The organism is Salinicola sp. RZ23 (genome assembly GCF_003206675.1).
Lineage (GTDB): Bacteria > Pseudomonadota > Gammaproteobacteria > Pseudomonadales > Halomonadaceae > Salinicola > Salinicola endophyticus.
Map to the genome: position 1 here is coordinate 192,835 of NZ_PZJK01000007.1, position 22,552 is coordinate 215,386.

Here is a 22,552-nt window from a genome sequence, read left to right on the forward strand (position 1 = left end):
CCTCAGCGGGTACGGATGCGCGGATCGAGCGCCGCGTTGGCGACATCCGCCAGCAGCGTCAGCACGATGTAGAACAGCGCAATGATCAGCACCACCGCCTGCACCACAGGATAGTCGTTGCGCGAGATGGCGTCCCAGGCAAGCTGCCCCAGCCCACCGAGGGAGAACACCGACTCGATCACCACCGAGCCGCCGAGCATGAAGCCGAGCTCCACCGCGGCCAGCGCCACCACCGGGATGATGGCGTTGCGCAGGGCGTGCTTGAAGATCACCGAGGTGGTCGAGAGCCCCTTGGCACGGGCGGTGCGGATATAGTCCGACTCCAGCACCTCGAGCATGCCGGTGCGGGTCAGGCGCATCATCGCCGGGGTGGCGTAGTAGCCGAGCGCGATCGCCGGCAGGATGAAGTGCTCCAGCCCCCCGCTGCCCGCCGCCGGTAGCCACTTGAGCGTGACCGCGAAGACCACGATCAGGGTCAGGCCGAACCAGAAGCTCGGCATCGCCTGCCCCACCACCGCGAACAGCAGCGCCAGGCGGTCGACCCAGCTGTCGCGCTTGAGCGCGGCGACCACCCCGAGCGGAATCGAGATGCACACCGCCAGCCCCAGCGCCAGGCCGCCCAGGGTCAGGGTGATCGGCATGCGCTCGACGATCAGGTCGATCACCGTGCTCTGGTAGTAGTAGGAGCGCCCGAAATCGAACTGCAGCGCCCCGCCCAGCCAGTCGAGATACTGGCTCACGATCGGCCGGTCGAGCCCATACTCGACACGGATCTGCGCGACCTGTTCGGCGGTCGCCTCCGGCCCGGCGATCGAAGTCGCCAGATCCCCCGACAGATGCAGCAGCATGAAGCTGACCACCGAGATGGTCAGTGCCACCCCCAGCGCCACCAGCAGGCGGCGCACGATGAATGTGCCCATAAGCTAAACGCCTCTCCCCGTCTCTCCTGACGCCTGTCGACGCTCGCGTCGACCCTTGCGCCCCCCAATCGTCACCCAGCGCGTCGCGACGGCTCTCAAACGCCCCGGCGCTGACCGGGGCGCGGCCTCACGACAGCCGGATCACTTCCAGCTCGCCTCGACGAAGCGCGGCAGCTCGTCCGGATAGGGGGTGAAGTTGAGATCCGAGGTGTAGGCGTAGTAGGTCGAGTAGGAGAACAGCGGCGCCCAGTAGGCCTGCTCGGAGATCCGTGCCAGCGCCTGACGATAGTTCTCGCGGCGCACCTCGGGGTCGACCGAGGTATCGGCGGTCTTGAGCCACGCCTCGACCTGAGGGTCCTGCCACAGATCGTCGGCACCGCCGCCGAAGTAGACGCTGGTGAAGGCCGAGGCGTCGTTGACCGAGTAGGAGCCCCAGGTCTTGAACGACATGTCGGTGTTGCCACTACGCTGCTGATCGAGCAGCGCCGCCGAGGTCATGAAGCGCAGATTGGCGCGGATGCCCACGTTGCGCAGGTCGCCGATCATCGCCTCGGCGTAGTCGCGCTCGCGGTAGGCGTAGAGATCGATCTCGAAGCCGTCCGGGTAGCCGGCGTCGGCGAGCAGCGCGCGCGCCTTGTCCGGATCGTAGTCGTACTTGACCACGTCCTGGGTCTCGCAGCCGAACTGGGCCGGGAAGCACGGCGCGTAGAGCGGCCGGCTACCGCCGCGCACCAGATTGTCGGCCATGCCCTGGCGGTTGATGGCGTAGTTGATCGCCTGGCGCACCTTGACCTTGCTCAGCGGCGAGGCTTCGCGCCGGGCGGCATCGAAGGAGAGATAACCGACCCGCATGGTTTCGCCGCTGGCCACGGTGATGCCGGGCATGCCCTGCATCTGCTCGGCCTGATCCGCGGGCACGCGCCAGATCCAGTCGACCTGCCCGGTCATCAGCTGGGCCACGCGGGAGTCCTGATCGGGGATCACCTTGAACTCGATGTTGCCGATCTGCGGCTGGCCCAGCGGGCTGTCGGCGAAGTAGTCCGGGTTACGCGTGAGTTTGACGCCCTCCCCCGGTTTCACCTCGGTGATGCGATAGGGGCCGGTACCGATCGGATGGCGACTGAACTCCGCCAGGCCGACCTTCTGGAAGTACTCGTCGGGATAGACCGGCGTCGGCCCGGAGAGATACTCCAGCGCCGCCGGGAACGGCTGCTTGAGATGGAAGCGCACCTGGAAGTCGCCACGCTTCTCGACGCTCTCGATCCAGTCGACGTTCTGGCGCGTGACCACCTTGGAGTCGGGCGAGACCACGTAGTTGAAGGTGAACACCACGTCGTCGGCATCGAACGGCTCACCGTTCTGAAAGGTCACCCCCTGGCGCAGGGTCATGTCCAGGGTGGTGGGATCGACCCAGTGCCATTCGGTGGCCAGCTGCGGCTGATACTGATTGGTCTGCGGATCGCGGTAGATCAGGGTATCCCAGGCCAGGTGGGAGAGGATCACCCCTTCACGCACGTTGTTGTGGTAGGGGCTGACGTTCTCCGGCTCGGTATCGGAGGCGTAGACCAGGGTGTCGTTGGCCTTGCCGGCCAGAGCGGGCAGCGAGAGGCAGCACAGGGTGGTGCCGACCAGCACGCGTTGGAGCACGGTGGTGGAGCGCATATCGACCTCGTCTTGTTGTAGATGTCGTCGTTGATGCTGTCGTTTTTGATGCGATTGTCGTGGAGTTTGTCGTTATTGATGCCGCCGTCTTGAATGCCGTGATGGGTTGCCGTCGGGTGATGAGCCAGCGGCGCCGGCGCGCGCACCCGTTCGAGAGGGAGCCTGAAAATCAAGCTATCGAAGGGAAAAACATGCCACAAGTATCATGTTTCGATGGCATCCTTGCCGTATCGGCAAACCTTAATAAAAACAGGGCAACACACTATGGCCAGCTCCCATCGCGCGTTGCAGGAGACCGCCCTGCGCTACTTCCTGGCGGTGATCAAGTGGGGCTCCATCAGTGAGGCATCGGCGCATCTCAACGTCGCCGCCTCCGCGATCAGCCGTCAGATCGCCCGGCTCGAGACCGAGCTCGACACCCAGCTGTTCGAGCGCCGCGCCCGCGGCATGATTCCCAGCGCGGCAGGTGAGCTGCTGGCGCTGCATGCACGGCGCCAGCAGTTGGAGAGCGAGCGTGTGGTGGGCGAGATCCAGGGCTTGCGGGGGCTGCAGCGCGGCACCGTGCGGCTGGCCAGTTCGGAGGGGTTCGCGGTCGATTTTCTGCCCAAGGCGATCGCCGAATTCCGCCACGACTACGCCGGCATTCTGTTCCGGCTCAACGTGGCGTCACCGGCCGAGGTGACCCGCCAGGTGCGCGAGGGCGAGGTCGATATCGGGCTCACCTTCAGCCTGGCACCGCAGCCCGACGTACGTGTCGAGCATCGCCAGCGCTCGCCGATCCTGGCGCTGATGTCTCCGGCACATCCGCTCGCAGGAAGGCGGCATCTCAAGCTGGCCCAGCTGCAGCCCCACGCCATGCTGCTGCCCCCACCGGAGACCACCCTGCGCCAGCTGTTCGATATCTGCTGCGGCCAGCAGAATCTGATTTTCACCTCGGTATTCACCAGCAACTACATCGAGTCGATGCTCAACTGCGCCATCTTCGGCGGCGGCATCGCACTCGCCGGAGAGCTCTCCATCCGCCAGCGGCTGGCGCAGCAGCGACTGGTGGCGATCCCCATCGTCGACGCCGGCATGGATGCCCGCCATATCGAGGTACAGACTCTGACCAACCGCACCCTGCCAGCGGCCACGGCAGCCTTCGTGGCGCACCTCAAGCAGGCGATGGCCGCCCCCGCCTGAAGCGGCGTGGCGCAATATGTCAGCCGCTCTTGCCATGCGCGCGACTGCGCCGTTTATGAGTGTGCAACGACCATGCCTGATACAGGCTGCCGAGCGCCACTGACAGCACCATGGCCGTCAGTGACACACTCTGCGTCATCCAGAAATGGATGACGCCCATGACGAACAGCGGCAGATAGAGCAGGCATCCGGTAACCACACCGGGTGAATAGCGCTTCCCGCGAAACGTGGCGACCAGGTGGAACAGCGCGTTGTTGGCGAGAATCGACATCAACACGAGCCACCCAGAGATGATGGCACCGGCGGAAGCCGGCCCGGTGTAACCGACCCAGACCGCCACCAGAATCATGATCACGTTGATTCGGAGTAGAAAACCCGGGGTCAGGCTGGCGGCGATATCGGGCCGATACCAGGCATACCACTGGCGAAAACCGCCTGGCCAAGCGAACTCTTCGATCAGATGACAAAGGGCGACGCCCAGCGGCGCCCAATACAGTAAGGACATGCGCTCGATTCCCATGACAGCAGACGTTCCCACCAGCCTGCGTGAAGGTACTCAGCGGACGGCTCGAGCCACATCATTGCCGCCACGCCGAAGGTCACCGGCCCGCCCCCTTGTTCTTGATCCCGACCCTGTCAGCTACTTGAGTTCGATCTCGACGAACACGAACTCCTCGTCGTTGGGGTTGATCACGTTGTGTTCGACGCCGCGCTCGCGGTAGTAGGAGACCCCACTCTCCAGCGTCGAGAAGGTGTGGCCGTCCAGGGTCTCGAGATCGAGCTTGCCGGTACACTGCGGCACCACCACGTAGTCGCAGTCATGCACGTGCCAGCCGGTCTCGGCGCCGGGGGCGAAGCGCCACTCGGTGACACGCACGCGGGCGTTGTCGATCTGGACGCTGGGCTGGGCCTGGGGGCGGTCGGTGGACATATGACGAACCTCATGGAAAAAAGTGCCCGGGCGCAGCCCTGCGCCCGGGAATCAAGTGGAAAGACTCAGCGCCATCCTACCCGGATAGCGCCTGGGGGTGATGAATCCTAGAAGCCTTCGCGGGTCAGGATAGCCCCCTGATCGCCCACCGGGCGGCCGAGAAACTCGAGCAGCGTTGCGGGGCGGTTGGTGAAGAAACCGTCGACGCCGTTGTCGCGATAGCGGGCGAAATCCGCCGGCTCGTCGACGGTGTAGACGTGGACCAGCAGGCCGTCGTCATGCGCCAGGCTCACCATCCACGGCGCCGCCAGCTCCATGTAGCTGAACTGGCTGCTGAAGGGCCCGTCGTGATCGTGCTGCACGGTGGAGGGCCCGACGCCGATGGCGCCATGCGCCTTGGCCACATCGAGCCACGCCTGATAGGCCGCCGGCGAGGCGACCTGCTGGCGCGCGTAGTAGTCGGCATCGCTCTCGTGCTCGCCCTGGGGCTCGCTCGGCGCCGCGTCGATACCGCCCTCACCCAGCCACAGCAGCAGTACTCGCGGTACCTGGGGCATGGTCTCCTCCAGCGCCGCGAGACTGGCCTTGGAGAAGGTCTGCAGCACCACCCGGCCCTTGCCATCGGCGACCTTGACCGCCTCGCCGCTGGCCGGAGCCCAGGCGCCAGCGCCCTCACCCAGCCAGCCCCGCGCCGTGAGCTTGTCACGCAGATCGCGCTCGATCCCGGGGAACTGCTCCGGCACCTTGGTCTCGATGTAGAGCCCGGGATGATTGGTGCCACCCTCGGCGATATCGATCACCTCGTCGAGGGTCAGGATCTCGAGCCCGGCGTAGGCGTCGCGGGCCCGCTCGGGGTAGTGCGCATTGAACCAGCTGCCGGCATCGAGCTGCTTGAGTTCGGCCAGGGTGAAGGCGGAGATTGGCGCATCGGCGCGCTCGGGGAAGACCTCGGCGACGTTGGTGTTACGTCCCAGGGTGTTGTCGTGGAAGGCGACCAGCTTGCCATCGCGGGTGCGCTGCAGGTCGAGTTCGAGATAGTCGGCGCCCAGGTCGCGGGCCAGCAGATAGGCCGGCCGGGTCGACTCGGGGGCCTGATAGGAAGCGCCACGATGCGCGATCACCGCGTTGCAGGGCACCGGAATCTTGGTGCACAGCGTCGCCCCCGGCGTAGCGGATTGGGCCATGGCGAGCGGCGCCACGCTCGCCCCCAGGCTCAGGCCCAGCGCACCCAGGGCCAGGGCGGATTTCCAGCGAATCGACATATCCTGTTCTCCTTGTTTGATTCCTTTCCGCAACGCGCAGTGCGCGTCCGACAGGCACTCTAGTGTAGCCCGTCACCACGACAGCAGGGGCGGCGAAGCGTGACCGGGATAGCGGTGGACGCAGACATACGTTAAGCTGCCGGCCATCGCCATGACCTGTCTGGCCGTCGTCACGCGAAGCGGATAACTCTGACGACCCATCTGATCGGCGCCTCAACGGCGCACCTGCCAGCACTGGCTTTTCCCCGGCAGCGCGTAGCCGCTTCGCTACGCCATCCGCCGCGACCTAGAGATTACCGAATGTCTTTTGATTCACTGGGCCTGAGTGCCCCGTTGCTGAAAGCCGTGGCCGAAGAAGGCTACGACACCCCCTCGCCGATCCAGGCCCAGGCCATCCCTGCCGTACTCGACGGGCGCGACGTGATGGCGGCAGCGCAGACCGGCACCGGCAAGACCGCCGGCTTCACCCTGCCGATTCTGCAGCGTCTTTCCGAAGCCCAGCGCCCCAACGGCCGCCCGGTGCGTGCGCTGATCCTGACCCCGACCCGCGAACTGGCAGCCCAGGTCGGCGAAAGCGTCGCGACCTACGGCAAGCACCTGCCGCTGACCAGCGCCGTGGTCTTCGGCGGGGTCAAGATCAATCCGCAGATCGCCAAGCTGAAGTCCGGCGTGGATATCCTGGTGGCCACCCCCGGGCGTCTGCTCGATCTGCACCAGCAGAAAGCGGTGTCGTTCGAAGCACTCGAGGTGCTGGTGCTCGACGAAGCCGACCGCATGCTCGACATGGGCTTCATCCACGACATCCGCCGTATTCTCAAGGTGCTGCCGGCGCAGCGCCAGAACCTGCTGTTCTCGGCCACCTTCTCCCAGGAGATCCGCAACCTGGCCAAGGGCATCGTCAACGACCCGGTAGAGGTCTCGGTGACCCCGCGCAACACCGCGGCGGCCACGGTGACCCAGTGGGTGCATCCGGTCGACAAGAGCCGCAAGCCGGCGCTACTGTCGCACCTGATCGAGACCCACCAGTGGCAGCAGGTGCTGGTCTTCACCCGCACCAAGCATGGCGCCAACCGCCTGACCAAGTATCTCGAAGGTCAGGGCATCGAGGCCGCGGCGATCCACGGCAACAAGAGCCAGAACGCGCGCACCAAGGCGCTGGCCGACTTCAAGAATGGTGATGTCCGCGCCCTGGTCGCGACCGATATCGCCGCCCGCGGCCTGGATATCGACCAGCTGCCGCAGGTGGTCAACTTCGAGCTGCCCAACGTGCCGGAGGATTACGTCCACCGCATCGGCCGTACCGGGCGCGCCGGGGCCAGCGGCCAGGCGGTCTCGCTGGTGAGCCTGGACGAGAAGAAAGAGCTGGCCGGCATCGAGCGGCTGATCAGCCAGCGTCTGGAGAGCCAGACGGTGAACGGCTTCGAGCCGACGCCGGGCGGCGGCCCCAAGGTCGACGAGAACGAAGGTCGCGCACCGCGTCCGCCGCGTCGCCAGGGTGGTGGCCGTAACGGCTCAGGGCCGCAGCGCAGCGGTGGCGGTCAGCGCAGTGCGAACAGCCAGCGCCAGAACGGCGAACCGCGCGGCAACGATAACCGCAGCAACGACAACCGTAGCAGCGAAAACCGTGGCAACGAGTCGACGGCGCCGCGGCGTCGCCGCTCGCGGGGCGGCCGTAGTCGCACCGGCGGCAACGGCGGCGCGGCCAGCGGCAACCGCTGAGCCCACCCCGCTAGACGCGCTATACCACAGACGCCACCGCACTTGCGGTGGCGTCTGCGTTTCAGGCCCGGTATGGAGGTATGACAGTATGGATGAGCGAATCGCGAGAGCCGGATAGCGGCAGCTCGACCGCTCACTCCAGCACGATCAGCCGGTTGGGCAACTCGTTGCGCTCATGGGTCGCCGGCAGGTGGACCTTGAGACGCTCGCCGCAGGCCTCGATGCAGTCGAGGAAGCCCGCGAGCGTGCGCCCGCCCTGCACCTGTGCGGTGAAGCGTTCGACGATCTGCCCCCACTCGCCGTCGTCGAGGCGTTGAGAGATGCCATGATCGACCAGGATCTCCACGTAGCGCTCCGCCTCCGAGACGAAGATCAGCATGCCGGTCCCGGCCTCGGTACGGTGCAAGTTCTGCTCCAGAAACTGCCGCCGGGCCAGATTGGCCGCGCGCCAGAAGCGCACCCGGCGCGGGATCAGCCGGGTCAGCAGCGGCGGCCAGCGAAACGCCACCGCCAGCAGGCTGAACAGCACCCACTGCACCAGCAGCAGGGACCAGGCACCGAAACCGGCGATCAGCCCCAGCCAGCTGGCTACCACCGCCACGGCCCCCGGCACCAGCAGCGCCGCCAGCCCGGCCCACAGCAGCGGAATATAGGTGTAGTCATCCGCCTGGCGCGCCAGCACGGTGACGATCTCGGCGTCGGTATCACGTTCGATGCGGGTGATCGCCTCGCCTACCTGCTGCCGCTCGCGTTCATTGAGTAGCGTCATCTGCCCTCGCCTCGCTCGTTACCAGCCACCGGAGGCGCCACCGCCCCCGAATCCGCCACCACCACCACTGAAGCCACCGCCGCCGCCGCCAAAGCCGCCACCGCCGAAGCCACCACCCAGACCGCCGCCCAGCAGCACGCCGCCCATGGCGCCGCGCCGACGCCGCCGGCGACTTCCGCCGCCACCCCCACCACCGCCACGCACGATCAGCATAACGATGAAGAACAGCAGCCCGAACCAGAGCCCGGCGCCGCCCAGGTGGTGCGATTCGTCACGCTGGGGTTTGGGTGTGCTGGCGCGGGCCCCCGGGTCGCCGCCCAGAGTCTGGATGATCGCCCGGCTGGCGTCGACGATGCCGGCGGCGAACTGGCCCTGCTTGAACGCCGGCAGCAGCACCTGGTTGATGATCCGCGAGGACTCGGCATCGGTCAGCCGGCCCTCGAGCCCGTAGCCAACCTCGATCCGCGCCTTGCGCTCGGCCATCGCCACGATCAGCAGCGCGCCGTTGTCCTCACCCTTCTGGCCGATGCCCCAGTGGCGCCCCAGCTGATAGCCGTACTGCTCGATGGTCTCGCCCTGCAGATCGGGCAGCGTGACCACCACCACCTGCTCGCCGGTGGCCTCTTCATGCGCCTTCAGCATCGCGTCGAGCTGGCTCGTGGTGCCGGCATCGAGCAGCTTGGCGTTGTCCACCACGCGCCCGGTGAGTTCGGGGAAATCCGGCGCTGCCACCGCGACCGCGGCGAACAGCGCCAGCCAGACGGCGAGTGTCAGCGAGATCGCGTGTCGCATGGGCGCGCTCCTGTGGCAGTAAGAAAGGCGGGCTCGAAGGTCCACTGGCACCTCAGAACTTGACCTGGGGTGCCTGGTCGGCGTTCGGGCTGGTGGCCTCGAAGGTCTCGCGGATCGGCATGTCGCTGTAGAGCAGGCTGTGCCAGATCTTGCCCGGGAAGGTTCGAATCTCGGTGTTGTAGGCCTGCACCGCCTGGATGAAGTCGCGTCGCGCCACGGCGATGCGATTCTCGGTCCCTTCCAGCTGCGACTGCAGGGCCAGGAAGTTCTGGTTGGACTTGAGATCCGGATAGCGCTCGGAGACCGCCATCAAACGGCTCAGCGCCCCGGTCAGCTGGCTCTGGGCCTGCTCGAAGCGCTTGAGCGTCTGCGGGTCGTTGAGAGTATCGGCATCGACCTGGATCGAGGTAGCCTTGGCGCGCGCCTCGGTCACCGCGGTCAGCGTCTCTTTCTCCTGCTGGGCGTAGCCCTTCACCGTCTCGACCAGATTGGGGATCAGATCCGCCCGGCGCTGGTACTGGTTCTCGACCTGGGCCCAGGCCGACTTCACCTTCTCGTCCAGGGTCGGGATGTTATTGACGCCGCAGCCCGACAGGGCCAGCACCAGACACAAAAGCGCCAGCCAGCGCCACGAGTAGGCCACGGCAAAGCGACGGGGATCAGCAGGATGGGACATGAGATACGCTCTCGCAGACAGGACAGGAAAGGATCAAGGATAAGGAGGCCCTACCGTACCCGCGGCAGCCGGCGCTGTACATCTCCCCGACTCACTCCCCCTGAGTGTCGCTGTCGGCCTCACGAATAAACGCCGCAAGCCGGGCCAGTTCGGCATCGTCGGCACGCCGGTAGTCGTGGGAGGAGAGATATCCTTCGTAGCGCTCGAAATACTTATCCACCCGCGACTCGATCGGCTGGAAGCCCGCACCGGCGCCGGTACCGTGCATGGGAAACAGCTTGGCGTGGAGATGGTCGACGCCGTAACCCTCGAAGAACATGCCGCAGCGGGCCACGCCCTCCAATGCCCGATCCAGCCGCCTGGCCACTTGCTTGGTCGCCACGATCAGCTCACGCAGCACCGCATCTTCCTGGTCGAAGGCATAGCTACCGCGATGCGCCTTGGGGATCACCACGCTGAAGCCACGGGTATTGGGGAAGATGGAGAGAAAAGCGAGATGCCGCTCATCCTCCCAAATTCGATGACAGGGCGCGCGCCCGGCCACCATGTCACAAAAGAGACAGCTCATGAGGGTTTAGTCCTTTCATCTCGGCGCGAACGCACCGATCTCTGGCGATGAGGGACAAGATAGACCATGGCGCTTTGGGAGCAGACGCCCGGTGGCCAAGCGCGAAGCCATAACGTTTGATTAAGGAACAGGCTTTAGCGCGTCCCAGCGAGTGCAGCGAATGGTTTGAACCACTAGTTAGGCTTCACTACTCGTCCAGTTCCCACTGCGTTGTATCATCAACAGGTTGTAGCATGCGCCCTTCGAGCCATTTAGCAATAGCACCGGGCTTGAAATCTTTGTCTGAGCACTCAATTACCCAAGATAAAAAATCTCTTGGACCACCATTCAAGCACGGCGGTGGCGAAACAGGTTTAAATACCGCAGGAAGACGCTCATTCAATGGAAAGTAATTCAACATGCGACCCAACTCTTGCACGACTTGCCAAGAATATGGATTATCAATATCGATAGTGAACTTAACCTACCATTGACCGTCTGACGAGTATCCGTAACTGAGCGGAGAAGAGATGCCCGGAATCTTCCGCAGGAATATTTCGAGGCCTTGAAATGCACGATCATCCATAGTGAGACCTAACGCCGCGCTTTGCGGCAAATTTGAAGCGCAGCGAAAAATTTGTCCGACAACAGCGCTTTGTTATGTGTTGTTCGATTCAACTTTCTTCACCGCCATCAGACTCTATATTCAACGGTATAGGTGTGCCATGAGATATCATCGAAGTGCTTTCAGACCCAATTCCATGTAGGACATATTCTTTCAAATTTGAACAATCCGAATAATCCGAATTTCCACCATACCCATACATGCCTGATTCATATTCTATATGAGGTATTTTTTTACCATCTTTTTTTAATTCCTCTATCCAGAAGCACGTATTGCTATTTGCTTTTGGCTTAATTGAACACTTAAACCCTCGAATACGAGAATACGCCTGCTCAGCATAACCCTTCATAAAGAAGTTCCCGTCAGGCTCAATATCCTGTACCAGCCAAGTCAATATATGACCCATAAATTCTTCAGCATGGCTTTCAGCAGGAATCAAGCAGCGAGACCAAAAGCAGCCTATTTTCAAGTTTCTAGCCAGTCGGCCTAACTGAACAATGGACTCAAAAACAGCCACAACCGTCTGCGTGGACTTTAATTTAGCAGAATTGCATCCAAGATACGAAAGGCTTTCCATGCATCTATATGCAAAATGAGAATTACCATTATTAAGAGCAGAGACACCTAGCTCCTTAATATCATAAGCGTAAGCTGATATGTTGTATTTATCGAGCTGTTCCAGATCATTCTCAGAAACTGCATTCTCCATCTCGTAAATATTAACTTCAGCCATTCTATGAATAGTGTTCAGTACTTTTATCGGCTCTACAACACTATGTGATTCGAGCATTTTTTTAGCAATCCATACGGAATCAGACGCAATAGATCTTGCTAAATCTGAACATGGCTTGTGAAGCACCTCATCTTTCATTAAAAAATCACACAGATCACTCGATAGTGATTGGAAAAATATACCGCTCTGATCCTTCTCAACCACAGAAACGATAATTGAACGCAGTCTTTTTCTGGCTATATATTTTATTCCAGCATCTATTTTATAAGAATCCGCGCCTTTAAATTTGAACGAGTAGAATCTTACGACAAGCTTTAGGATTGCATTTAATGACTGCCGAAAAATTGGATAGTCATTATTCTCGACGGCCAAGTTTGTTATGATAGTCGTTGAGTCCCATATATCATTTGGCTCAATCCCTAGCGTGCTGGGCTCGAAATCATAGGCATGTATGGGTATTTGATACTTACCCCCATCTTTCAAATAACCCTGATGTATTTCTACTTCAGACTTTATTTGTATAGACAGCTGCTCTAGGTATCGGGATATGGTGTTTTCGCTGATAGAGTCTTCAATAAATTTTTTAGCGCTTAGGTATCTAGTTGTCAGAACTGCATTATCTATAGAAGAGAAAATCAAGATAGGAAGTACCCACAACGCTATTTTTCCAAAGTGTTCGGGCATGATTAAAAAACAGATTAGAGGAAAAAGGGGAAAAGTCAATAACGCAACAACGTTGAACCACTGTCTTGTCGTTATCTCGCTGTATATCGCTTTGTATTTGGAAAGCTGATAACCAAAAAAAGTAAAGTTAATAGAAAATATCGCTATCGTAAAGTTAATACCCAAAAGCCACGGGGTGATCTTGCCCACATCAGCACTCACCGACCCAAGCATCAGTAACGTCATTACGATTAGCAGGATTATATATCTCAATTCAAATCCCTAGACCTAACTTAAGTGAATGTTTAAACTTTTTAATATGCTCGAATGGTGCTTCATTCAGACTCATACCGCGGAGCACAGCGGCGGCCCGTCAGGGACGTCCGGCGGCCATAGGCCGCGAACTGCTGCGAATTGTTAGGAGGTTTGCGCACGGACAAGGCTCCCGTCATGTTGAATGCACCAATCACTAACTGTTTTTGCACAGTTCAGCATTGCCTCTGGAGGATAATGCCGCACTGCACTTCCATAACGTATCTCGTTTGGATAAACGGAACCGCCCGACATCTCTGACTCAAGTAACGTCCCGACTGTGCCATTAGCGGTCTCTGGAATCACCCTTTTCGACCTGATGTAAGAAGCCCTTTCGCCAGTTGAGGCAACAGTGCAAGAACTGACTTCATACAATAACCTCGATAGGTCGTGAGACAACTTCTTCAACTCCTTTGATGAGTAGCCAGAGTGTTCGAGAAGAGCTTTTAGGCTGATTTCACATGACAAACAGCTCAAATACAGAACAGTGCGGCCAGCCTCATCCTTTTCGGCTCCATCACGGAACATCGACTCTGCTGCCTCGATGAGCCTCTTTGCGAACTCAAAGCTATAGAGCAAAACTCATCTCCTAACGTAAAGGTAAGGCACGCGGCTTTTGGCGCGCCCCACTTAAGCGAAGGGTTAGCGCTTCCGCCACCTAAGTACAAAGCTTAGAATTTCTGTGTCGTTCCCTGAAGCTCGCGGGATTTCAAACGTTTTTCCGTCAAATGTTTCTATCTTTACGTATTCTTTTTTGGGGCCAGCTATTGACATGCCACCAACATCAATAGGATGTACACCAAAGCATTCTTGAAGATTCTTTACGTTTTTATAGGGAATTTTAATTTCCTTTCCGTCATAAACAGTTACGATAATTTCACTATCATCAAACATATTCATGTGCTCTCCTAACGCCTTGCTCACCGGTAAATTATGAGCGCAGCGAGTAATTTATCCGCGTGCAGCAACTTGTTATGCCTAATCACGCCTATGCCGACCAATCAGCTGGTTTAATACCCATGGTTCCAGTTTTTCCCATAGCAGGCCGACCAAACGGTTATGCTGCTCTTCGGTTATTACTTCACCTTCTTTTGCTCCGCAATTGGCAAATGCGTACCGAACCGCCTCCTCCAAAACTCTTTCCCTTTCTTCTTTATGTTGGGCTTCCAGTGCCGGGCCTATAACTGCACCCATAGCCTTCTCAACGGCATTGCCATCCCACTTCTCATAGTCATATGCCTTCCGAATGTCAGCGGATGTCAAGTCTAAGTCAACATCGAGATCCAGCTCCTTACCTTTGGTTGGATCAATCGAATAAGTTGCCGAGAATGCATTTCCTGCGTAACTGCTCGACAGACACATGACAACACGCATTACACCGAAGTATTCGACGTATCCACGAATGAGATTGCTTTCTGGATCGCCATTAACATGGACAATGTGAATTGGAACTCCATCGGGCCTTTTGAGCACTAAATCCTTCTCGTAGTAATAGCCAAAACACGACTCAGATTCTTTTTCCTTTAGAAACTGGATGGCATGCTCGCATTCTCTCACGCTCACGCCAGTTGTAGAGATCAACGCAAGCGCTGTTTTGACAAATGAGCGTCCTGCATCTAGACCACCGAAGGACAAGTTGAACTTAATTGGATCCTGAGAATAACTGGATTTCGCCTGAGCTTTCTTAAGTAGTTCATCAGCATCAAGTTGAGGGTATTTCCTAGCGACACCTTTCAGCATCCTTTTTGCTTCATCCATGTTCCTCGCGGAAATGTTAATCTCTACGCCCTTTTCATTCTTCTACTCTTTGAAAATAGGTTTTGGCAAATCGAGTGACCCATCAACATTGAGCACCCATTCATCTTCGCTGGTGGTTTGAAACTTCTGAGAAGGTGCATCACCACGCTCTCTGTTAATGCGGAAAAACAGACTCAATGGGTTCATTTGGCGCGCCAGTACAGAATCCCAGTTATCACCAGATTTTGAGTTGCAGCCCACACACAGAAAGCCTGAGACCTTTTTCCTCCCACCAATAGAGTTGGGGATCAAGTGTTCACGAGAATCGGTTTCTGCGGAAATCACTTCGTCACAAAGCAAACATCGTTTTTCCAAATCGCTTCTCAAAAGGTCAACTCCATTTTGCATAACAGTGATTATACAGCGCGCTCGCTTAGTGACTTGAACGCACCAGCACGTTCAACAACATTATCGAGCGCACCATTTGTACCTAACCCCTTGATAAAAAGGCTTCTCCAAACAGCTCGGCCACCCATGCCGAATTCGCGCGCTTACGCATCTTGCCAGACCCAATAATACTGTATACAAACACAGCAACTCGGGCATCAATGTATGGATGCGCAGAGCAAACCACCCAAGCTGATAGATCTTGTGAAGGCCATCATGCGGGTAAAACGCTACAGCCCGCGCACCGAGAGAATCTAATGCCTGGCCACGCTACCGCCCCTACCTGGGCATGAGGTGATGGCGCCTTGCCATTCATGCAGTAGTGCTAGCATTCAGCTAAGAGACTATTCCACCTAGCCACGCAAGAGATCTTGAACAACAAGATTATTCACTCATCATGACGGATGCAAAACGTTGTGGGTCGTAATAGACGCACAATGCGCCGCTTTGAGATCCAGCCTCCAGGGACTCCGCAACGCAAGCGGATACCGGCTCAGCGAAAACGCCCCAAAAAGAGAAAAGCCCCGAGCTAGTGGCCCGGAGCTTCCCCTGATGACGCGAGTTTTCTAGCCGAATCTTACCTTTAGCTACTGACCCACTGCCCGCCACAGTAAGCGAGTACTTCGCCACTCTGATCATCCAGCGCGAACAGATGCAACCAGCCGTTGTGCGTCAGCGATGTCAACACCTCATGGCACGCGACGATCTCGGCGATAGCTTCCGGGGGCGCGGCGAGGTAGGCGCTCAGGCGCAGCGGTTCGTGATGCCAGCGTTCGCCGTCGTGCAGCGATTGCAGCGGCAGGCCGATGCGCAGATCGCCGCCGTTGCCTTCGAACACCCCGATATGCCCGCCGACCACGTTGTGCAGCACCTTGTTGCCACTGCCGAACTTGCGGTTATCGGTGACCGAGGCGTTGTACTGCATGTTGATCCAGTGGGCGACCACAAGGGGTGCGGTCATGATCGCTTCCAGCCGGGCGAAGTCGCTATCCGTGCGCCAGTCGTAGTCGTGCAGGAAGCTGCGCCCGGCGAGATCGAGCAGCGCGGTGCAGCGTCGCGGGGCGGCGATGAAGCTGGCGTTGTTAGCCAGCCCCCACTCGGGGCGGGTCTGCGACCAGTCGGCGCCACGGCGGTCCAGGGTCTGCTCGAGTTCGGGGGTATCGGCCGCGAGGCCGAGCTGCGGGGCGCGCTCGCGCCGGGCCTGCTCGCCGGCCCGTTGGAGCCAGGTGCGCATCTCTTCACCCAGCACCTGGGCGTCCGTCTCGGCCTCCAGCAGTTCGAGCCGGTCGGTGATGGTGTGGTGCAGCGCCGGCACGAAGCGCGTCTCCTGGGGGATGACCAGTCCGTCTTCCGCCAGCGCCTCGCGCAGCGCGGGGTCGTTGAGCAGCCGCGCCAGGGCGCGCACCGAGACCTCCCCGGACTGGCCGCCGCAGGCGCCGCACTCGAGCCCCGCGGCGTGCGGGTTGTTGCTACTGTGGCTGCCGTGCCCCACCAGCAGTACCCGAGAGGCGATGTGCTCGGTCAACCCCATGCCCACCAGCACGCTGCGGGCGAGCGCGGCCTTGTCGGCCAGGCTCAGAGACTCACCGCTGCCGCGCCAGTGCCAGCTCAGCGTATCCATGGCGAGCGGCTGGCGCCGGGACTTGGCTTCCAGCGAGCGGCGCAGCAGCTTGCCGGCATAGAGCAGCCCGCCCGCCTCCACCGCGGTGAAACTGGCGCTGGCCGTGCGGCTCCAATCCTGCAGGCGTGCCTGCCAGTTCAGCCGTTGCGCCGTATATGTCGTACCCGTGTTCGGTTCGCTCTTGAGCATCACCTGGGGCGCCAGCAGCCCCGGCAGATGCGGCTGGGCCAGCGCGGTACCGCCCTGCTGGTGCGCCAGCGGCAGGCCGAAGAAGCCGGCGAAACCCAGGGTCTGGATCGCCGGGCTCTGGCGCTCCAGTGACCGGCGCATCGGTTCCGAGCGCACATCGATACAGAACACCGCCTGCAGCCGCGGCGTCTGCGCCTGTTCGGAGGCGACCCCCGCGGCCTGCCGCAGCGCATGATGCAGCGGCTGCTGATAGGCCAGCTCGCTGGCGAGCTGCCACACCCACAGTGGTTGCTGCGCGCGCTGGTGGTGCTCGATCCGCGATGGCAGCGCCACCAGTTCAGCGTGCCATAACCGATTCAGGCGCTCGGCCTGCTCCGGCTGTTCCGCCCGGGTATAGCGCCACAGCACCAGCTCCCAGGCCAGGCGTATCGCCAGCAGGCTGCGCATATCCGACGGCGGGCCCGCGAACTGGCCCTCGTGCTGAGTCTCCTCTTGCCCCTCACGGGGGGACGCCTCCAGCCCCTGCTGCCAATCCTGATAGGCGACCCAACTGGCCCAGCCGTTGATATCGAGCAGCAGCGCCTGGGCGTAGCTCTCGAGCTGGCCGGTGGCCACATCCAGCTCGGCGATGGCGGCCTGGAACAGCCTCTCTTCGCTCTCCGGCAGGGTCTGGAAGTAGCGCCGCAGCCGCGGTTCGCCCATCAGGATGGCGATGCCGCGATCCTTGAGGGTCATCTCGCGCCAGTGCTGATAGAGCCGCATGTCGCTGGGCGCCTTCAAGCGCTCGGCGTTGAGCGGCCCGTCCGCCTGATAGTAGGCGGCGCAGAACTGGCTGATCTGATGGGTGATCTCGTCGCGCCAGGCCATCTGGTTCAGGCGGTCACGGCGGGCATCGATCAGATCGCTGATGTTGTGCCAGTGGGGCAAGCGGCTCAGCTCGTCGACCACCGCCAGCAGATTGCGATAGGGGCCGCGGTAGTCGAGCCTTGCGGCGGCCTCGCTCAGGTGCGCCTCGGTGATCTCACCGCGCTGCCACGCCGCCAGATAGTGGCTCGGCGGCATCAACCCCTGGACGTTGCCCAGCGCCGAGAGGCGCGCCGAGACCGTGGCAGCATCTTCACCGCGCTGGGTCCAGTAGGGGCTCACCGCGATCAGCCGATCCAGCGGCCAGCTCGGAGCGATACGCGCACAGGCACGATCCAGCGCGGCGATCTGATTCTCGGTGAGCGGCGCGACGTCGTCCGCGCCGGCCATCCGTGCGATTCGAGAGGTATCGAGACTCATCATAGGGAACTCCCGCGAGAGACGGTGTGATGCTGCTTGGCCTTGATTCGGCCGGGCAGCGCGTGGGGCCAGAGCTTGAGGGTTTTACGGGTGACCCATTCATCGAGGTAGAAGCCTGCGTAGCAGTAGCGGTTGAGCGTCTGCGAGGCGCGGTAGTGCAGCCCATGGCGCTGTAGCCAGTAGCCGGCGAAGAGCAGCACGAACAGCACGCTCACCCACAGATCCGCCCAGGGCGAGACGCTGTGCCCGGTGGCGGGGAGCAGCGTGACGAACAGCGTCTTGAGGCCGACATAGGCGAGCACCACCAGCACGGCCAGGCCGAGGAAGCTGCCGAGGGCGTCCGCACTGCGTTCGCTGCGGCGCTCAGCCAGCATCACGGTCAGAGCCAGGGTGACCAGCACCCAGGGGCTATAGGCGGCGAAGGCAGGCGATGTACTGAGGCTGCGCGCCAGCACCACCACGCCGCTCACCAGCGCGGCGCTGATCAGGAAGGCCGCGAGCCACTGGCCCGGAGAGGGGCTGCGGGCGGGGGCCTGGCGGCGCAGCAGATCCTCGGCCACCGCCTCGCCGGAACTGAGGAAGGCGTAGGCCTTGTAGCAGGAGTGGGCGAGCAGGTGCAGTAGCGCCAGTTCGGTCAGCCCGAGGGCGATCTCGACCAGCATCAGACCCATCTGGGCGCTGGTCGACCAGGCCAGGCGCACCTTGACGCTGACGCGGGTCATCATCACCAGTGCCGCCAACACGCTGCTGACGCCAGCCACCGCCAGCACCAGCGCCTGGGCCGGGGCCGACTGCAGCAGCAGCGGCGAGAACAGCAGCAGCAGGTAGCCACCGAGGTTGATCACCCCGCCGTGCAGCGTCGCCGACACCGGGGTCGGCGCCTCGACCACCTGGATCAGCCAGCCGTGCAGCGGTAGCTGGGCGCACTTGATCAGCGCCGCCAGCCCGATCAGGCAGGCCGCGGCCTGGTCGGCGAGGCTCAGGGCATGGCCGGGCACGGCATAGGCGGCGGTGATGACGCTGATCCGCGCGCTATCGTGCTCCAGGTAGAGGATGACAAAGGCAGCCACGGCGCAGAGCTCGGCGGCGCGGGCGAAGAGGAACTTCTTGTGCGCCGCCAGGGCCGCGCGGGGGCGATCGGGGTAGAACATCAGCAGCTGGTGCATGGCCAGGCTGATGCCCAGCCAGGCGAGCAGGAACAGCGGCAGATAATCGCTGAGCACCGCCACGCTGACCGCGGCGAAGAGCGCCTGGACGAGCGCGACGAAGCGCCGCTGGCGTGGCTCGCCCTGCAGATAGGTCGCGCTGTAGCGCACCACCACGAAGGCGATGAAGTTGGCCAGCGCCAGCATGCTCAGTTGCAGCACGCCGCTCTGCCACCAGCCGGCCAGCGCTGGCAGGCCATGTACCAGCCCCAGCGCCAGTAGCGCGGCTGCCAGCATCACACTGGCGCTGGTGGTGACCTGGCCGATGCGCCAGGCCCGCGCGGTGGCGCCGCGAGCGCTGACCACGGCCCCCAGCGCCAGGATGAGCGGCACCAGGGTGAACAGAAGGGTGAAAAATGGCTCGTTGCCGTGCATGAGTAGGCTCCGCTGATCCAGGGAGCGTGCAGTATCCGGCGAGCCGTTTTTTAATTAAAATAGATATTAATTGACGAATGGTTCTACAAAAGAGAACGAAATGAGCCGCCTCAACTATCATCACCTCTACTACTTCTGGCGCGTGGCCCGGGAAGGCAAGCTGACCCAGGTGGCGGACTCCCTGCACCTCTCCCAGAGCGCGCTCTCGGCGCAGATCCGCAAGCTGGAAGAACGGATGGACAAGCCGCTGTTCGAGCGCCGCAACCGCGCCCTGGTGCTGACCGAGGCGGGCCGCCGGGTGTTCAACTATGCCGAGGTGATCTTCACCAAGGGCGAGGAGCTGGAGTCGCTGATTGGCCGCGGTATCGAGCCCGAGTATCAGCGCCTGCGCATCGGCACTCTCTCCACCATGTCGCGTAACTTCATCGAGAGCTTCGTCGCCCCCCTGCTCCACCAGCCGACACAGCGGGTGCACTTCAGCCTGCACGCCCGCGGCATGGCTGATCTGCTCGATGGCCTGGCCCGCCACGAACTCGACATAGTGCTCACCAACACCCAACTGCCGTCGTCTCATTCGCAGGCCGCCGCCTGGCAGAGCCAGCTACTGGCACGCCAGCCGCTCTCGATCATCGGCCCCCCCGGCGCCTCCCCCGGCAAGCCCTTCCCTAACGGCTTCGAACACAGCCGCTGGGTGCTGCCCGGTGAGCACCACGAGATTCGCCGCGCCTTCGACGGCCACTGCAGTCTCTACCAGTACCGGCCGACGATTCTCGCCGAAGCCGACGACATGGCCATGCTGCGTCTTCTGGCCCGTGATAGCGGTGCGCTGAGCGTGCTGCCGGAGGTGGTGGTCAAGGACGAGCTGCAGCAGGGGCGCCTGACGCGCCTGGAGCAGCTCCCCAACGTCTTCGAGAACTTCTACGCCATCACCCTGCCGCGGGAGTTCATGCCGGGAGTGGTCTCGGAGCTGCTGGCCGGGCCACTGGGGGATATGGCCTAACGGTTCGCCAACGTTGAACGTCTAAACCTACCGCTCATCTTGAAACCGTCTCGCATGTTCATGCCCATCAAGACGAGATTGGTCGCACCGGCCAGCAATTCAGCGCCTTGCACCAGGTAGAAAGCCGTATCGAACGCGCCTGCGGATGCCCAGCGATCCAGGAACACGGCGCAGGGAATGAGCACCAATAAGCCATTGATGGCAATAAAGGGCATTCTCATCTTCTTGCGTCGTACGAGCTTCCCACTTCTGGATTTCGCCAAGGCAAAACCGCTACCGCCGGTCAGGGCAATGGAAGGCACCAGCACCCACAAGCCTGGCCACACGATGAGGCTTTTGACGGTCGCGATGGATGCTGACGTACCGAACAGCTCGACGAGAATCGTCGACGAGAAGAACGTGGCAATGCACAAGATGGCGAGGGTGGCTGCCAGTCGATGGAGCATGAGCATTCTGGTTTCCTCCGGCGGGGCAAGTTGGTAACATGTTGTCATCATGCGAGCGACAACCGAGGTTGTCAACATGTTGTCAATTCGCCAGAGGAATCGCCGATGAGCGACGCTCAGAAAGGCCCGGTGTTCACCGAGATTGTTCTCGAAGTCTTCAAGCTGGGCGGGCTCCTCGTCAGTGAGGGCGACCGTATGGGGTCGGAATATGGCATCACCAGTGCCCGCTGGAAGATCCTGGGTGCCCTTTCCCTGGCGGGAGAACCACAAACCGTGCCGCAGATCGCCGGCAGCATGGGGCTGACAAGACAAGCCGTACAGCGGCTCGTGGATGCCATGCAGAAGGATAACCTTCTGTTATTCCAAGACAATCCGGGGCATAAACGTGCAAAACTGATCAGCCTCTCGGACCTCGGGAAAACGGTCTATTCAAAGCTGTACGACAAGCAGTCGGGCTGGGCCAAGACATGCTCTGCAGGCATCACCCAGGCGGAACTCGAGACAACACTGTCTGTGCTCGAGCGCATCTCCGGCGCGATTGACCGCTGACGAAGCTTTAGATGCCCCCAGATGGCGTAGGCCCACATCAGGATCGCGCCAGCGATCGAGAGCCCCAACCGGCCGAAAGCCGATATGGCGCGGCAACTAGAGGAACACCACGCCACGAAAACCAAAAAGCCCCGAGTCAGTGGTCTGACTCGGGGCTTGTCACGATAGGCAAGACTGGCAGTGATGATGGATGCAGGAGTGTCTGGCTTACTCACCCACCTCCTCACCGTTAGCTATGGCATTGATGTTAAAAGCCCTCTTGACCATCCGTTCCTACTTATCTTTTTCTCGTCACACTCTTGTGAGAAATTGATACGCGCTCCGTGAGAAACTGATACATCATCCAAGGCACTGCAGAGACTCTACAGCCTCTGTTGATAGTCTTCTAAATTCAAGCCCAGGAAGTGTGTGCCTGGTACGGGATTGTGCGTGACGGGAGGATGCTCAACGAACCCATATGAACGGTATAGCTTCAGGGCCGCCTTGAACTCTGGCAAAACATCCAAACACATCTTCTTGTATCCACTAATCACGGCCTCTTGCAAAACCCTGTCAATCAGATTAGCCCCCTGATGACTCCCGCGGGCGTTTGGACGGATATACACTCGCTTCATTTCGCAGGTGGTATCATTCAGCTTCCGAAATGCCGCACACCCGACCGGTTCGCCATCTTTTTTCAGCAGAAAAATCTTTGATTCGTCGCCGCCATACTTTTCAGCCAGTCGGCTGAACTCCTGGTCATTACCCTGAAAAGAAAGATCGACGGAGGTGCTGTTCACATACTCACGGTAGAGATCAAGCACATCCTGCAGGTCATCAGGAAAAACAGCTCTCACCACCTCAAACACGATATACTCCTAGCGATATCATTGTTGGCACCACGACGCGTGGAGACCAGTACTCGGA

Annotated in this window: 22 protein-coding genes; 4 read left to right on the top strand and 18 right to left on the bottom strand. The window is 60.7% G+C overall.

The annotated features are described in order from the left end of the window. Positions 1–2 precede the first annotated feature (2 nt). Together DOM67_RS07100 and DOM67_RS07105 are read right to left on the bottom strand one after the other, a co-directional pair. Complete coding sequence (locus DOM67_RS07100; protein WP_106419615.1) at positions 3–920, bottom strand: ABC transporter permease; 918 nt, start codon at positions 918–920, stop codon at positions 3–5. Positions 921–1,061: 141 nt separating this feature from the next. Continuing rightward, positions 1,062–2,582 (bottom strand): ABC transporter substrate-binding protein, encoded by a 1,521-nt coding sequence (locus tag DOM67_RS07105; RefSeq protein WP_110674940.1) that lies wholly within the window; start codon positions 2,580–2,582, stop codon positions 1,062–1,064. Between the two features lie 264 nt (positions 2,583–2,846). Here DOM67_RS07105 and DOM67_RS07110 point away from each other — a divergent pair, with 264 nt between their 5' ends. After that, complete coding sequence (locus DOM67_RS07110) at positions 2,847–3,764, top strand: LysR family transcriptional regulator (RefSeq protein WP_110674941.1); 918 nt, start codon at positions 2,847–2,849, stop codon at positions 3,762–3,764. Positions 3,765–3,783: 19 nt separating this feature from the next. Here the strand turns inward: DOM67_RS07110 and DOM67_RS07115 are convergent, their stop codons facing one another. From DOM67_RS07115 to DOM67_RS07125, 3 genes are all read right to left on the bottom strand, one after another. Further along, a complete protein-coding gene (locus tag DOM67_RS07115; RefSeq protein ID WP_157958807.1) occupies positions 3,784–4,269 on the bottom strand; it encodes an HXXEE domain-containing protein in 486 nt (161 codons plus the stop codon). 135 nt (positions 4,270–4,404) lie between these two features. After that, the gene (locus tag DOM67_RS07120; RefSeq protein WP_110674943.1) at positions 4,405–4,695 is read right to left on the bottom strand and encodes a cupin domain-containing protein; all 291 of its coding nucleotides are present in this window, start codon (positions 4,693–4,695) and stop codon (positions 4,405–4,407) included. Positions 4,696–4,802: 107 nt separating this feature from the next. Continuing rightward, positions 4,803–5,957 (bottom strand): glycerophosphodiester phosphodiesterase, encoded by a 1,155-nt coding sequence (locus tag DOM67_RS07125; RefSeq protein WP_110674944.1) that lies wholly within the window; start codon positions 5,955–5,957, stop codon positions 4,803–4,805. A gap of 300 nt (positions 5,958–6,257) precedes the next feature. Here DOM67_RS07125 and DOM67_RS07130 point away from each other — a divergent pair, with 300 nt between their 5' ends. Beyond that, positions 6,258–7,676: a DEAD/DEAH box helicase gene (locus tag DOM67_RS07130; RefSeq protein WP_110674945.1), complete on the top strand. Its 1,419-nt coding sequence runs from the start codon at positions 6,258–6,260 to the stop codon at positions 7,674–7,676. A gap of 133 nt (positions 7,677–7,809) precedes the next feature. Here the strand turns inward: DOM67_RS07130 and DOM67_RS07135 are convergent, their stop codons facing one another. The 11 genes from DOM67_RS07135 to DOM67_RS07170 all read right to left on the bottom strand — a co-directional run bounded on the left by DOM67_RS07135 (position 7,810) and on the right by DOM67_RS07170 (position 19,651). Next, on the bottom strand, positions 7,810–8,445 hold the full coding sequence (locus DOM67_RS07135; protein WP_110674946.1) for a TPM domain-containing protein: 636 nt from the start codon (positions 8,443–8,445) through the stop codon (positions 7,810–7,812). 18 nt (positions 8,446–8,463) lie between these two features. Next, positions 8,464–9,237 (bottom strand): TPM domain-containing protein, encoded by a 774-nt coding sequence (locus DOM67_RS07140; protein ID WP_110674947.1) that lies wholly within the window; start codon positions 9,235–9,237, stop codon positions 8,464–8,466. A 52-nt stretch (positions 9,238–9,289) separates the two neighbouring features. Next, positions 9,290–9,913 carry a LemA family protein gene (locus tag DOM67_RS07145; RefSeq protein ID WP_110674948.1) on the bottom strand — a complete coding sequence of 208 codons (624 nt, stop codon included), beginning with the start codon at positions 9,911–9,913 and terminating at the stop codon, positions 9,290–9,292. A 91-nt stretch (positions 9,914–10,004) separates the two neighbouring features. Further along, entirely contained in the window at positions 10,005–10,481 is a 477-nt protein-coding gene (locus DOM67_RS07150; protein ID WP_110674949.1) for an HIT family protein, read from the bottom strand. Positions 10,482–10,668: 187 nt separating this feature from the next. Continuing rightward, the gene (locus DOM67_RS19965) at positions 10,669–10,881 is read right to left on the bottom strand and encodes a hypothetical protein (protein WP_198651745.1); all 213 of its coding nucleotides are present in this window, start codon (positions 10,879–10,881) and stop codon (positions 10,669–10,671) included. Between the two features lie 253 nt (positions 10,882–11,134). Then, positions 11,135–12,691: a hypothetical protein gene (locus tag DOM67_RS19770; protein ID WP_157958808.1), complete on the bottom strand. Its 1,557-nt coding sequence runs from the start codon at positions 12,689–12,691 to the stop codon at positions 11,135–11,137. 744 nt (positions 12,692–13,435) lie between these two features. Next, positions 13,436–13,693, bottom strand: a complete 258-nt coding sequence (locus DOM67_RS19775; protein ID WP_157958809.1) for a hypothetical protein — start codon at positions 13,691–13,693, stop codon at positions 13,436–13,438. 78 nt (positions 13,694–13,771) lie between these two features. Beyond that, the gene (locus DOM67_RS07160; RefSeq protein ID WP_198651746.1) at positions 13,772–14,551 is read right to left on the bottom strand and encodes a hypothetical protein; all 780 of its coding nucleotides are present in this window, start codon (positions 14,549–14,551) and stop codon (positions 13,772–13,774) included. 42 nt (positions 14,552–14,593) lie between these two features. Continuing rightward, positions 14,594–14,917 (bottom strand): HNH endonuclease, encoded by a 324-nt coding sequence (locus DOM67_RS19970; RefSeq protein WP_198651747.1) that lies wholly within the window; start codon positions 14,915–14,917, stop codon positions 14,594–14,596. A 643-nt stretch (positions 14,918–15,560) separates the two neighbouring features. Continuing rightward, positions 15,561–18,074 (bottom strand): DUF2309 domain-containing protein, encoded by a 2,514-nt coding sequence (locus DOM67_RS07165; protein WP_110674950.1) that lies wholly within the window; start codon positions 18,072–18,074, stop codon positions 15,561–15,563. Further along, complete coding sequence (locus DOM67_RS07170; protein WP_110674951.1) at positions 18,071–19,651, bottom strand: NADH-quinone oxidoreductase subunit L; 1,581 nt, start codon at positions 19,649–19,651, stop codon at positions 18,071–18,073. Before DOM67_RS07170 ends, DOM67_RS07165 begins: the two co-directional genes overlap by 4 nt. 100 nt (positions 19,652–19,751) lie before the next feature. On the opposite strand from DOM67_RS07170, the gene DOM67_RS07175 reads away from it, so the two are divergent. Beyond that, positions 19,752–20,651: a LysR substrate-binding domain-containing protein gene (locus DOM67_RS07175; RefSeq protein WP_110674952.1), complete on the top strand. Its 900-nt coding sequence runs from the start codon at positions 19,752–19,754 to the stop codon at positions 20,649–20,651. Here DOM67_RS07175 and DOM67_RS07180 read toward each other — a convergent pair. Continuing rightward, positions 20,648–21,103 (bottom strand): hypothetical protein, encoded by a 456-nt coding sequence (locus DOM67_RS07180; RefSeq protein WP_110674953.1) that lies wholly within the window; start codon positions 21,101–21,103, stop codon positions 20,648–20,650. The two genes, DOM67_RS07175 and DOM67_RS07180, sit on opposite strands and share 4 nt — an antisense overlap. A 99-nt stretch (positions 21,104–21,202) precedes the next feature. Here DOM67_RS07180 and DOM67_RS07185 point away from each other — a divergent pair, with 99 nt between their 5' ends. Further along, on the top strand, positions 21,203–21,646 hold the full coding sequence (locus tag DOM67_RS07185) for a MarR family transcriptional regulator (protein WP_110674954.1): 444 nt from the start codon (positions 21,203–21,205) through the stop codon (positions 21,644–21,646). 362 nt (positions 21,647–22,008) lie between these two features. Here the strand turns inward: DOM67_RS07185 and DOM67_RS07190 are convergent, their stop codons facing one another. Then, a complete protein-coding gene (locus DOM67_RS07190; protein ID WP_110674955.1) occupies positions 22,009–22,494 on the bottom strand; it encodes a GNAT family N-acetyltransferase in 486 nt (161 codons plus the stop codon). Positions 22,495–22,552 lie beyond the last annotated feature (58 nt).